A 12,614-nucleotide genomic window follows, 5' to 3' on the forward strand; every position below is an offset into this window, starting at 1 on the left:
CGGTCGGGACACTCGATGATTCCCTGGTGGGTGGACAGATCACGGCAAAGGCACACACTGTGGTGGCCAGTCAGTGCCTGGGTCACACCCTGGATGGAAACCATCCCTACAAGTATCAACGTCAGTGTGGCGGGCTAGTCTGGGGGCATGAGCACGAATCATCTAAGGAATGGAGACGCCCTGCCCCGCACCCACACCACAATCGATGCCACAGACCCGGCCCCCGGCACGGACACGACCGCAGCAGCCCCGGACCCGGCCCAGCGAATCGAAGCGGGGATCGCGGAACTGATTGCGGCCTCGGGCGCGACGAATCAAAAGGATCTGGTCCGGCGGATCATCAGGACCGGGCTGGGCCTGGGCGGAGACGGCGCTCGGCGCCTCGACGCGAAGATCGCGGCGGCGGCGATTGAGGAGATGCGCACCGCCTTCAACCTGTTCGCCCCCTACTCCGGCGTCCGCAAGGCCACGGTCTTCGGATCGGCCCGTACCCAGCGCGACGATCCGCTGTGGAACGCGGCCGAGAACGTGGCGGCGACCCTGGCCTCCCACGACTGGATGGTCGTCACCGGCGCCGGACCCGGCATCATGGAGGCGGCGGCGACGGGTGCTGGGGTCCAGAACTCGCTGGGCGTCTCGATCCGCCTGCCCTTCGAAGAACAGCCCAATCAGCTCATCACCGGCGATGAGCGCAGTGTCTCGATGAAGTACTTCTTCACACGCAAGCTCATGCTGGTCAAGGAATCGAGTGCCTTCATCTGCCTGCCCGGGGGATTCGGCACGCTCGACGAGACCTTCGAACTGTTGACCCTGCAGCAGACCGGCAAGTCCGAACCCGTGCCGATCGTGCTGCTCGACCGACCAGGAGGAACCTTCTGGCGCGGTTTCGAAGAATTCGTGCGCAAGGACATCGAAGCATACGGGATGATCACGCCCGGTGATCTGGACCGGGTGCTCATCACCGATTCAGCCGAGGCCGCAGGAGCCGAGATCGCCCGCTTCTGGCGCAATTACGACAGTCTGCGCTGGGTGGGGGACCGCCTGGTGCTCCGGCTGCGGCACACTCCCACCGACGCCGAGGTCGCCGACCTGTCCCAGCGCTTCGCCGGGTTGACGCACGAAGACGGGGCCATCGCTCGGACCGAGCCGCTGCCGGCCGAGGTCAGGGATGAGGATCGCCTGGACCTGCCGCGGATCGTGTTGCGCCCCTCGCGCCGGGCGGTGGGCGAACTGCACCGGATCATCCGGGCGCTGGCCGATCTGCCCAGCGCTCAGGGCTAGGGAAACCGCGAGGCGGAAACCGCTGGGGCGGGTAGAGAAACCCGTTCAGGCGGCCAGTCCGTGGATGGCGGTCATCGGCATGGGCGCCCAATCGGCGAACCAGGCGGCCGGGCGCATGAGCAGCGGACAGTTATTGCACTCATCAGGTGCGCACTGCGTGCTGCGGGTCCCGAACGGGGTGCGGATCTTCGTCGAATCGCGAGTCACCACGGCCTCGCAGGAACCGTCGAGGACCGTCATGATCGCGGAGTCCAGCTGGGCCAGGACGGCTTCGGAGCCCTCATCGCAGGCGTTGCAGCCGCACTCGGGCAGCACACTGATGGGGGTGATGCGATTGCCCATGCCCACGATGATGCCGGGGGTCAGACCCTCTTCGGCACCGGTGCGGGCCAGGGTCAGGGGAGCGGCCCCGCGGCGCGCCGGACGCAGGACCGTCACGGAGACGGGCCGGGCGCCGGGCTGGGCGGCCCAGTCCATTGCCGCGCGCTGGGCAGGCGTCGCAACCTGGGCCCAACCGTTCTTCGCGATGACCTGTTCCCATGCCGCGGCACGCGACCACAGGATGCGGAAACGGTCCAGGTCGTCATAGCGGCTGTAGGAGGAGAACGGGGGTGCGGTGTAGACGCCGGACCGATTGACGTGGGGATTGCGCCAGGCGGCACCGGCGACTCCGAGCTCTGCGGAGACCGTATCCACCTGGGTCAGGATGGCCTGCCAGGCGGGAGAAACGCCGGCTAGGCGATCCAATGTGATCTGCTCCATGCCCCCATTGTATATAGCCTGCCCTTGCCGCGGGAACCCTCCCCTAAGTTCCTCTCCTCACACGCTCGCACTCAGCGGTGCTGGGCGGGGTCCGCGTGGTGGGCGAAGATGCGGCGGGCGGTCAGATCTCCGCCGGTGAGCACTCCGGACCGGCCCAGCAGCCGTCCGCGCTCCCAGTTCGACAGGCCTAATTCGGTCTCGCCCAGGGCGTACTGGCCGTCGACCCAGCGGGTGAAACCATCGCCCACGAACGGCGCGTTGACCCCGGCGCGGAAGCGCTCATGGGCCTCCGGCGATTCGCTGATGAGCGAGGCGACGAACTGTGGACTGTAGGCGTTGAACAGCTCGACCGCCTCGTCCATGTCCTCGACGACGACCACGCTGAGCTCCGGCGTTCCCTCCCACTCCCACTCATGGCCCAGCTCGTCGATCGGCAGCACGGTGATGCGCGGCTCTGCCACGACCCCCTCGGCGCGCACGACGTCGATCGTGTCCGTCGACTCCGGTGCAGAGCCCAGGCCCAGCGGCGCGCCACTGCCCGCCGCCACATGGATACGGGCCCGTGCGCCGGGGCGCAGCCCGGCGGCCGCCCGGTCGGCCGCCTGCACCAGCAGGGGCAGGAGTTCCTCTGCCCTGGCGCGGGAGACCGCGGCCACGTTCAGCGTATTGCAGACCTTGCGGTCCAGGGAGTTGCACACCACTGCGGCGAAGCGCTCGGCATCGGCGTCGAGGTCCGCATACAGCCAGGCGCCGCCGGTGCCATGGGCCGACACCGGGATTCCGGCCTGCTGGGCCACGCTGGACAGCTCGGCGACGGCCCGCCCGGAGCCGCGCACGACGGCCAGGGAGACGCGCCGGTCGCTGAACAGGGCGTAGCCGGCCGAGCGCTCACGGCTGGGCACCAGGCTCAGCGCGCCGGCCGGCAGTCCGGATTCCGCCAGGGCCGGGGCAAGCGCGTGGTCGACGATCGCCTGTGCCGTGTGCAGGGCGTCCCCGCCGATCCGCAGCACCGCGGCGTTGCCGGTGGCCAGTACCCCGGCTGAGTCGGCGAAGACATTGGGGCGGCCCTCGAAGACGAAGCCGATGACGCCCAGCGGGGCGGTCACCGTTGCGACCTGCCAGTCGCCGTGGTCGACGAAGTCGAGTTCCTCGCCTGCCAGGCCCGACTGGCCCGCCTCGACCTGGGATTCGACCAGATCGGCCCAGGCCTCGAGGCCTGCGACCATGTCCTCGCGCATCCGCCGATCGACCCGCAGGCGGGTGGTGGAGCGGCCCAGCACCTGGGCGCGGTCGACGTCGGCGGCATTGGCCGAGGCGATGGCATCCCAGTGCTCGACGAGGCGTTCGGCGAAGACCCGGTAGAACTTCACGACGCGGGCGGCCGGGGTGGTGCGCAGAGCTGCTGCGGCCTTGGCGGCCTGTTCCACGCAATCGGTCACCAGCGCGTGCACGTCCGCGGTGACGTGCAGCAGATTGCCGGTCGACTGCACGACGTACAGCCGGTCGCCGGGCTGGAAGGCTGCGGCGAGTTCGGGGGAGACGGTGGAGAAGCGGTCTCCGCCGAAGGGGACGGGCTGACCGGCCTGCAGGGATTGAAGAAGTGGCATATCACCAGTCTACGGTCCCCACCGGCAGGCCCCCGCGCCCGTGGCCCCTGCCCCGCCCGTCCCGACCGCCCGTGGATCTCAGTCCGCGGCGTCGGCCCTCCGCAGGTCGACTTTGCGGACCTTGCCGGAGGCGTTGCGGGGCAGGGTGTCGACGAAGACGAGGTCCTTGGGTTGTTTGAAGCGGGCCAGGCGGTCGTCGAGCCAGGTGCGCAGTTCGTCCAGGGTCAGCTGGGCTCCTTCGCGCAGCGCAACGGCGGCGATGGGGACTTCGCCCCAGCGTTCGTCGGGGCGGCCGTAGACGGCTGCTTCTAAGACGGCTGGGTGGTCGAAGAGGACGTTTTCGACTTCGGCGCAGTAGATGTTCTCGCCGCCGGAGATGATCATGTCCTTGGCGCGGTCGACGATGTAGAGGAAGCCCTCGTCGTCGGCGCGGACGAGGTCTCCGGAGTGGAACCAGCCGCCGGTGAAGGCTTTGGCGGTTTCTTCTGGTTTGCGCCAGTAGCCCTGCATGAGGTTGGGGCCCTGGTAGACGAGTTCGCCGACTTCGCCTGGGGTGACATCGTTCATCGCCGGATCGACGATGCGCGCGGCCATCGTCGGGATGGGCTTGCCGATCGAACCGATCTTGCGCACCGAGTCCTCGGCGTCCAGGGAACAGGTCACCGGCGACATCTCGGTCTGTCCGAAGGCCGCGGTGACCTCGGCGTCGGGGAAGGTCTCCTCCATTGCCCGCAGCACGGATTCGCTGGCCGGGGCCGCGCCCCAGCTCAGGTGTTTGAGGTTGAGCCGCCACGGTTCGCCCTTGACCTCGCCAGGGCGTCCCGGCTTGCCGCGGGCGACCGCCTGGCAGATCGCCTGCCATTGCTGGGGCACGTTGAACACGACGGTGGCCCCTTCGCGCTCATAGGTGTCGAGCAGGTCCACCGGGTCGAAGCCGCCCAGCGGGTAGACGATGGTGGGCGCCCCGCTGACGAGGTTCGCGGCGACCTGGCCCCAGGCCGCGATGTGGAACAGCGGAGCGGTCAGGATGACGACGTCCTGGCGCGGGTCGGTGCGCCCGGAGTTCGTGGTGCCGGCCTGGGCGAACATGTTGATGTGGTCGAGCATTGCGCCCTTGGGCCGCCCGGTGGTTCCGGAGGTGTACATGATGAGGCAGACGGTGGACTCCGCGACATCGACGGCGGTGAACCCCGCAGGGTCCTCGGCTGCCAGGGCTGCGAAGGATTCGGTCGGCAGCCCGCCGATCGCCTCGAGTGCGCCGGCTGCGGTACCGGCCTCGGCACCTGCTGTGGTTTCCGCGGCCGAGGCCGCCGCGGCGGCCTGCCCTGCGTCGCCCGCCGCGACCCCGCCAGGGTCGACGACGATGATGCGCCGCAGCCGCTCGCTGATCCCGGTGACGCCGGCGACCAGTGGGGCCAGCGCCCGGTCGACGATGATCGTATCGGCGTCGGCGTCCTCGACGATATAGGCGATCTCCGGCGGGGTGAGGCGGGCGTTGATGGGGACGGCGATGCCGCCAGCCCGGTTGACGCCAAGCACGCCCAGGATCGCCTCCGCATGGTTGAGCGTGAGCAGGACGACGCGGTCGCCGGTTTGCAGTCCCCGGCGCTGTAGTGCCGCGGCCAGGGAGTCCATCCGCGCGTTCAGCTGTTCCCAGGTGGTGGTGTGGCCATCGGCCTTCAGTGCCGGTTCGTCCGGGGCCATGAGTGCATGGATGCGCACCTGGTTCATCCAATGATTGCGGCGCACCCAGGCCGGGATCAGGCCGGTGTCCCCGGTGGAGGTCCCCTGACGGGTCGCAGGGTCGGTGTGGTTGGTGCTCATATGTACCTCGTCGTACTCGATCCACTGGAACAGTCGTCCTTGACTGTTTTCCAGTGTTCCACATCACATGACGGGATGCCAGTGTTCCAACGCACCGGGGCCCGGGAGCCGACAACTGTCGGCCCCCGGGCCCCGGTGTAGAGGAAGTGGCCGGCTCAGCGGCCGGCCACGGAGCCTCAGCGCGCCGGCTCGAGCTCCTTGTTGAGCTCGGCGACAACCTCCTCGGCCTCCTCCGGCGAGGTGGCCGAGGGGGTGGAGCCCCACAGTGGCTTGCCGTTGGACTCCGGGGTGAAGTGCACGGACACCAGGCCCAGGACGCCGGCGGCCATCAGGTAGATGGCCGGCCACATGAGGAAGCCGGTGGCGCCGATGAGCGAGGTCATGACCACCGAGGTGGTGCCGCCCAGCAGCGAGATCGAGACGTTGAAGGAAATCGCCGAGGCCCCACCGCGTAGCTTCGTGGGGAACAGGCTGGGCAGGGTCGACGGGATCGTCGCGGAGAAGCAGATGAGGCTCAGGCCCATGATGAGCAGGCCGATGAGCACCACGATGTCATTCGAACCGCGGACCAGGATGACCGCTGGGATGGACAGGACGATCATGCCGATGGCCCCGGTGCGGATCACGGCCTTGCGCCCGAACCGATCGGAGGCGTGGCCGAAGACCGGGATGAGCACCAGGCAGACGGCCATGACGATGATGAGCAGGATCTGGCTGGACATATTGGAGATGCCGGCCTTGCCCTCGATCTCGGCGACCATCGGGAAGTAGGAGGGCATGAAGGCCGTGACCATGTAGTTCGCGATGTTCCAGGCGGCCACCAGGCCACCGCCCACCAGCAGGTTGGGCCACAGCTTGAAGATCTCCTTGTAGGCGTTCTCCTTCTTGGCCGGCTGTCCGGTGTTCTGCTGTGCGGCCTCGGCCTTCTCCTGAGCCTCGAAGGCGGGGGTGTCGCCCAGCTTGGAGCGCAGGTAGACGCCGACCAGGCCCAGCGGCAGGGCGACGAAGAACGGGATGCGCCAGCCCCAGGTGTACAGGAAGTCCTCGGAGGACACGGCCTGCATGACCGTGGCCATGGTCGCGCCCATAACGTAACCGCCGAAGGTCCCGACCTCCAGCAGGCTGCCGAAGAAGCCGCGGCGCCTGTCCGGGGCGTATTCGGAGATGAAGGTCATGGCGTTGCTGTACTCGCCACCGGTGGAGAAGCCCTGGACCAGGCGGCAGGCCAGTAGCAGGAACGGGGCCAGCATGCCCACGGTCGCGTAGTCGGGCAGCACGCCGATCATGAAGGTGCCGGCCGCCATCATGATCATGGTGATGGCCAACACCTTGTTGCGCCCGATCTTATCGGCCAGGGGGCCGAAGAACAGGCCGCCGAACGGCCTGACCAGGAAGGCCACGGCGAACAGGCCGGCGACGATGATGTGGCCGACCAGGCCGGAGTCCTTGGGTAGGAAGATCCCCTCGATCACAACGGCCAGATAACCGTAGACGCCGAAGTCGTACCATTCGGTCACATTGCCGATGGCAGCGGCGTTAATGGCGCGCTTGATCTCCTTGGGCTCGGTGACGGTGACGTCCTCGGCCTTCCAGGGCTTCTTCCTTCTATGCGGACCGAACATGCTTCCTCCTAGCAACCAGAACCAGGGCGGCGAGGCGGAAAGTACAGCGCGCGGACCACGTCGACGCGGCGCTGAAACCGGGGCACCGGGGCAATAATCGCCGGCCGGTGCACTGTTTGATCCGGGACCTTCCCGGTACGCTCAAAGGATCTGTTCCTCGACGAAGCGCAGCCTCCCTGTTCCCTGGGTGAACACTTGCCTGTCCGCAGTGGGGCCGCCGGTGAAAAGGCGGCTTGTGCCACGGAACTTCTGTCTCCACTTTAGATCACCGGGTTTTCAATACAAGTCACCCGGCCCTTATTCCCGCGCTTCCACCCCCTGGATCCCAGACGCCGCAAGGGTTCTCCCCTTTCGGTAAGAATAATCACATGCTATGTCAGCGGTGCCGGGAATGGGGTGGATTCGGCAGGGGAGTCTGTTCGATCACGGGACGATGAACGCCAGCCAGACCGCAACGGGCACCACCACCACACAGGCCATGCCCCAGATCATCATGCCGCGGAAGGTCTCGTCCTTCTTTGACTCCTCGGTATTGGCCACGACCAGTGCGCCACCGGTGGAGAACGGCGAGGAGTCCACTGCGGAGGCCGCCACACACATCGCGATGGTGAACCCGGTGACCGGCAGGCCGCCGGCCAGCAGGAGGGGAGCGGCCAGAGGGGCCAGGACCCCGAACAGTGCGTTCGTCGAGGCGAAGGCGGAGACGACGCCGGCGATGTACATGAGCACGAGGGCCGCCAGCAGTGGGGCGCCGATCCCGGCCACGCCGCCGGCGATGGTGTCGACGACGCCGGCTTCCTGCAATACCCCGACATATGTCACGATGCCGCCGATCAGCAGGATGACGTTCCATTCGATCCGGGCCACCGCGGCCTTCGCGTCCCCGGGGTAGATCAACAGCAGCACGACCGCCGCGACGATCGCCAGGAAGCCGACGTCGAGCCGGGCGAACAGGCCCAGGCCCAGGATCGCCGCGAACAGCACGACGGTGATGGTGTTCTTCGCGCCCCAGGGAGTGGCCGGGGCCAGAGACGGATCGGCGGTGCCCGAGGCGGCGGGGGCCTCGGACACCGCGCCGGTAACGGCGGTGCCGGCGGTTGCGGAACCGGCGGAGCCCGCCGTGCCCGAGGCGGCCAGGACCCGGGCGCGGGAGTTCCGTTCCGCGCGCTCGCGGCGGATCAGGCCCGGCCCGCCCAGGACCAGGAAGGCCACCGCCTGGATCACCGCATTGGCGATGAAGGTCCAGATGAAGACGCCGGTGGGGTCGACGTCGATGTGCTGTTTGGACAGCACGGTGTTGACGATGTTGAAGTACACGGCCACCGGCGAGAAGCCGCCGGCATTGGTGCCGTTGAGCACGGCCAGGCCCATCAGCAGGGGAGAGATCCGATAGCGCTGCGCGAAGGCCTGGCCCAGCGGGATGAGGATCGCCACGACCGCCGTGGACTGGGCGCCCGAGCCCACGATGAGGGCCGAGAGCAGGAAGAACACCCACGAAATGGCCCAGGCATGGCCGCGGGTGGCCCTGATCGCCGCGTGCACCACGTGGTCGACGGTGCCGTTGAGTTTGGCCAGGCCGAAGAAGAAGGTGACGCCGATGAGGATGACCAGCAGCTTGGTGGGGAACTGGGCCGCGATGTCCTCGGCCTCCTGGTGGAAGTAGAAGGTGCCGACCAGGAAGGCCGCGGCCAGGGCCACCAAACCCATGTTGATGCCGCGCCACATGGCCAGGACGAAGATGATGACGAGGCCGGCCACGCCGACGATTTCCGGAAGCATGACTCCACCTTAGCCCCACCTTAGTGTCATGTGCACATTAAGTGTGTCACCAGATGCCGGACGAGCCCCGCCGGTGGGAGTCCAGCAGATGGGTGTCGACGATGCCGACGGCTTCCATCAGCGCGAACATGGTGGTGGGGCCGACGAACCGGAATCCCTCCTTCTTCAGTGCCCTGGCCAGGGCGACGGACTCCGGGGACGAGGTCGGGATCTCGGCCAGGGTGCGCGGGGCCGGCGTGGTGTCCGGTTGGAAGCCCCAGACGAAGTCCGCCAGCCCGCCCCGCTCGCGCAGGGCCAGGGTGGCCCGCGCATTGTCCAGCGTCGCGTCGATCTTCATCCGATTGCGCACGATCCCGGCGTCGGCCAGCAGCGCGGCCCGTTCCCGGTCGCCGAAGCCGGCCACGGCCTCGGGGTCGAAATCGGCGAAGGCCGCGCGGAAGGCAGGGCGCTTGCGCAGGATCGTCGCCCACGACAGACCGGACTGGAAGGCCTCCAGGCTGAGGCGTTCGAACATGCCGCGCTCATCGCGCACCGGCATGCCCCATTCGGTGTCGTAGTACTCCCGCAGCAGCGGGTCGGTGGCCGCCCAGGCGGGGCGGCGCAGGCCGTCGGCGCCCACTACCGTGTTGGTGTCATCGCCGGTGTCATCGTGTTCCATGCTCACAGCCTACGGCTCGGGTTTTCGCCGGTGTGAGCGTTTTCACGGGAATACACCGACGAAGAGCTATAGCGCGTGTCCGAATCGCTGTACGATGAAAACGCCCAGGCAAGGCTTAGCAAAGCCATGAGCACGTTTACATGGCTGTCTATGGCTGCGTTACCGGCCAGGGAAGGAACCCGTGCTACCCACATTCGTCATCGGTTTGCGCGAAGGCCTCGAGGCCGCGCTCATCGTCAGCATCGTCGCTACCTTCCTCAAACGCCGCGGCGAATCGCTGAAGGCCATGTGGTGGGGCGTCATCGCCGCCATTCTCATCTCCATCGCCGTGGGCGTGACCCTGGAACTGGTCGCCCAGGCGCTGCCGCAGCGCGAACAGGAGATGTTGGAGACCGTCATCGGCGCGGTCGCCGTCATCTTCGTGACCACCATGATTCTGTGGATGCGCGACCATGCGCGCAGCATGAAGACGGACCTCGAGCAGGAAGCCGACGCGGCCCTGGCCAAGGGCAAATCCTCCCGCGCCGGCGGAGGGGGCCGGGCGATGGCGCTCATGGCCTTCCTCGCCGTGCTCAAAGAGGGCTTCGAATCCGCGGTCTTCCTGCTGGCGACCTTCCAGGCCTCCAGCTCGGTGGGCCCGGCGGCGCTCGGCTCCGTGCTGGGCTTCGTCCTGGCCGCGCTGATCGGCTGGGGCCTGTACACCGGCGGGGTGCGGATGAACCTGGGCCGCTTCTTCAAAATCACCGGCCCCTTCCTGGTCTTCGTTGCAGCCGGCCTGGTGGTCAGCTGCCTGCGCACCGCCCACGAGGCCACCTGGATCCAAATCGGCCAACAGCGCACCGTCGACCTGAGCTGGCTGGCCCAGCCCGGCACCATCCGCTCTGCGCTCATCACCGGCGTGCTGGGCATTCCAGCCGATCCGCGCGTGATCGAGGTGATCGGCTACTTCCTATTCCTCCTCCCGATGCTCGCGGTCCTGCTCTGGCCGGCCCGCTGGACCCCCGGCCCCGCCCTGGCCCCGCGCGTGTCCTTCGGCTTCGCCGCCGGACTGGCGCTGGTGGCCATCGGGATGGCGGCCTTTGTGCGCCTGCCCGCGGCCGAGGTCCCCGCCAGTCGGGTGACCACGGCAGATGGCAGCGAACTGAGCTTCGAGCAGACGGACGACGCGCACGCGAAACTGACCGTCGGCGGGCAGGGCGGATCCGAAGGGTCCGGCAGCTCCGGCGGGCAGCGTGGCTCGGGGGACGCCTCGGGCACCACGAGCTATGAGTTCGGTCCAGACGATGTGAGCACGAGCAGTGGCAGCACCGCCTTCCGGACCTGGAAGACGAGCCGCGAACCGGACCTGGGTGCCGCGAAGAAGCAGCGGCTGACGATCGACCAGCTGCTCGAGCTCAACGGGGGCCGGCTGCCGGTGGGCGTCAACGCCCAGCGCAATCCGGGCCCGTTCACCGCCGAACTCGCCGCCGGCGCCAACGCCAGCGTCACCACCTACGACGGCGGCATCGTCGACGCGCAGGTCGCGCCGAACACGATCGTCAAACTCTCCGGCGGTGGCCTGGAGACCCAGAAGGTCATCACCCTGACCGGTGGGGCCGCCGGCCTCGATCCCGAGGCCGCACAGGCCACCAAGGACGGGATCACGGGCGCCAAACTGCAGGCCAAGGAGCTCATGCTCTACAAGGTCTGGCTGCCGGTCGTGCTCGTCCTCGCCGCCCTCTACGCCGGCTATGTGGGCTACAGCCAACGCCGTCAACTGGCACGCAGCACCGCCACCGCAGAACCTTCCACCCGAAACGGTTCCTGAGGGCATCCGAGCCCCCGAGAACCCCGAACCCCTGAAACAAGGAGACACTATGAAGAGCAAGCTCAAGGCCATCGTGGCCTCGGCGTCCCTGGCAGCCGTGTCGCTGTCCCTGGCCGCCTGCGGCACCGGCGGCGGCGACGGCGCCAAGGCCGCCGGCAGCGCCTCGGCCGGTGCCAACACCGTCAACATCACGATGGAGAACAAGGACGGCAAGGACGTCTGCACGACCTCGGCGACCGAGGTGGCCGCCGGGCCCACGACCTTCAACGTGGAGAACAAGTCCGCGTCCTCGATCATCGAGGTCGAACTGCTGCAGGAGAACCGGATCCTGGGCGAGAAGGAGAACCTGGCGCCGGGTCTGGCTCCTGTGTCCTTCAGCGTCAACCTGGACGGCGGGGACTACGAACTCTACTGCCCCAACGGCGACCCCGAGGAGATCGACTTCAAGGTCACCGGCGAGGCCGTCAAGCCCAGCGGCGACACCCGCACCCTGCTGGAAGCCGGCGCCAAGGACTACGGCGCGTACGTCCAGGACCAGGTCGGCTACATGGTCGACGCGACCAAGAAGCTCTCCGAGGCCGTCGACTCCGGTGATGTGGACGCGGCCAAGAAGGCCTACGCCACCGCCCGTCCGTTCTACGAGAAGGCCGAGTCCGCCGTCGAACAGTTCGGCAACCCGAAGGACAATTCGCAGTTCCTGGACTACCTGATCGATATGCGCGCCTCGAACATCGACAAGAAGGTCGGCTGGTCCGGCTTCCACGCGGTCGAGCGCGATCTGTGGAAGTCCGGCAAGATCACCGACGGGACCAAGAAGTACGCCAAGGACCTGGCGGCGAACACGGTCAAGCTCGATGACATCGTCAAGAAGCTGACCTACACGCCCGAGGACCTGGCCAACGGCGCCGCCGGCCTGCTCGAAGAGGTTCAGACGAACAAGATCACCGGTGAGGAGGAGGCCTTCAGCCACCTCGACCTGCTGGACTTCCAGGCGAACGTCGAGGGTGCGGCCCAGGCCTTCAGCAACCTGAAGCCGGGGCTGGAGAAGATCGACGTCGACCTGGTCAAGCAGATCGACGAACAGTTCAAGAACGTCGACACGACGCTGGACGGCTACCGCGACAAGTCCGTGCCGGGCGGCTTCAAGGCCTGGACGCCGGAACTGCGCAAGTCCGATTCGAAGAAGCTGTCGCAGTCGGTGCAGAAGCTGCAGGACCCGCTGGCCAAGCTGGCGGAGAAGATCGCAACCCACCAGGGCTGATCTGCCGGTCCCC

9 protein-coding genes are annotated in these 12,614 nt (G+C 67.7%); 3 read left to right on the plus strand and 6 right to left on the minus strand.

The features are described 5' to 3' along the window. The first annotated feature begins 147 nt into the window (after positions 1-147). Positions 148-1,281 carry a TIGR00730 family Rossman fold protein gene (locus NQ036_RS09765; protein ID WP_257058544.1) on the plus strand — a complete coding sequence of 378 codons (1,134 nt, stop codon included), beginning with the start codon at positions 148-150 and terminating at the stop codon, positions 1,279-1,281. A gap of 45 nt (positions 1,282-1,326) precedes the next feature. On the opposite strand, the gene NQ036_RS09770 is transcribed toward NQ036_RS09765, so the two are convergent. The 6 genes from NQ036_RS09770 to NQ036_RS09795 form a co-directional block, all read right to left on the minus strand. Next, complete coding sequence (locus NQ036_RS09770; protein ID WP_257049925.1) at positions 1,327-2,043, minus strand: DUF6226 family protein; 717 nt, start codon at positions 2,041-2,043, stop codon at positions 1,327-1,329. A 71-nt stretch (positions 2,044-2,114) separates the two neighbouring features. After that, positions 2,115-3,650, minus strand: a complete 1,536-nt coding sequence (locus NQ036_RS09775) for an aldehyde dehydrogenase family protein (RefSeq protein WP_257058546.1) — start codon at positions 3,648-3,650, stop codon at positions 2,115-2,117. A gap of 78 nt (positions 3,651-3,728) precedes the next feature. Further along, positions 3,729-5,474, minus strand: coding sequence for a long-chain-fatty-acid--CoA ligase (locus NQ036_RS09780; protein ID WP_257058548.1), 1,746 nt, complete (start codon positions 5,472-5,474; stop codon positions 3,729-3,731). A 176-nt stretch (positions 5,475-5,650) separates the two neighbouring features. Next, positions 5,651-7,096: an MFS transporter gene (locus tag NQ036_RS09785; protein WP_257049928.1), complete on the minus strand. Its 1,446-nt coding sequence runs from the start codon at positions 7,094-7,096 to the stop codon at positions 5,651-5,653. A 423-nt stretch (positions 7,097-7,519) separates the two neighbouring features. After that, positions 7,520-8,875 (minus strand): SLC13 family permease, encoded by a 1,356-nt coding sequence (locus NQ036_RS09790; RefSeq protein WP_257058550.1) that lies wholly within the window; start codon positions 8,873-8,875, stop codon positions 7,520-7,522. Positions 8,876-8,921: 46 nt separating this feature from the next. Then, complete coding sequence (locus NQ036_RS09795; protein WP_257058552.1) at positions 8,922-9,533, minus strand: DNA-3-methyladenine glycosylase I; 612 nt, start codon at positions 9,531-9,533, stop codon at positions 8,922-8,924. Positions 9,534-9,714: 181 nt separating this feature from the next. Between NQ036_RS09795 and efeU the strand changes: the two genes are divergently transcribed. Next, complete coding sequence (efeU, locus tag NQ036_RS09800) at positions 9,715-11,340, plus strand: iron uptake transporter permease EfeU (protein ID WP_257049931.1); 1,626 nt, start codon at positions 9,715-9,717, stop codon at positions 11,338-11,340. A 49-nt stretch (positions 11,341-11,389) separates the two neighbouring features. Then, positions 11,390-12,601: an iron uptake system protein EfeO gene (efeO, locus tag NQ036_RS09805; RefSeq protein WP_257049932.1), complete on the plus strand. Its 1,212-nt coding sequence runs from the start codon at positions 11,390-11,392 to the stop codon at positions 12,599-12,601. The last annotated feature ends 13 nt before the right edge of the window (positions 12,602-12,614 follow it).

It is taken from the genome of Brevibacterium sp. 91QC2O2 (genome assembly GCF_024580695.1).
In the GTDB taxonomy this organism is placed as follows: Bacteria; Actinomycetota; Actinomycetes; order Actinomycetales; family Brevibacteriaceae; genus Brevibacterium; species Brevibacterium moorei.

Excerpts from the sequence above, each read along its gene's own strand:
- NQ036_RS09765 (WP_257058544.1), top strand. The coding sequence starts at position 148 with ATGAGCACGAATCATCTAAGGAATGGAGACGCCCTGCCCCGCACCCAC.
- NQ036_RS09770 (WP_257049925.1), bottom strand. The coding sequence starts at position 2,043 with ATGGAGCAGATCACATTGGATCGCCTAGCCGGCGTTTCTCCCGCCTGG.
- efeO (WP_257049932.1), top strand. The coding sequence starts at position 11,390 with ATGAAGAGCAAGCTCAAGGCCATCGTGGCCTCGGCGTCCCTGGCAGCC.
- NQ036_RS09780 (WP_257058548.1), bottom strand. The coding sequence starts at position 5,474 with ATGAGCACCAACCACACCGACCCTGCGACCCGTCAGGGGACCTCCACC.
- NQ036_RS09795 (WP_257058552.1), bottom strand. The coding sequence starts at position 9,533 with ATGGAACACGATGACACCGGCGATGACACCAACACGGTAGTGGGCGCC.
- NQ036_RS09785 (WP_257049928.1), bottom strand. The coding sequence starts at position 7,096 with ATGTTCGGTCCGCATAGAAGGAAGAAGCCCTGGAAGGCCGAGGACGTC.
- NQ036_RS09775 (WP_257058546.1), bottom strand. The coding sequence starts at position 3,650 with ATGCCACTTCTTCAATCCCTGCAGGCCGGTCAGCCCGTCCCCTTCGGC.
- NQ036_RS09790 (WP_257058550.1), bottom strand. The coding sequence starts at position 8,875 with ATGCTTCCGGAAATCGTCGGCGTGGCCGGCCTCGTCATCATCTTCGTC.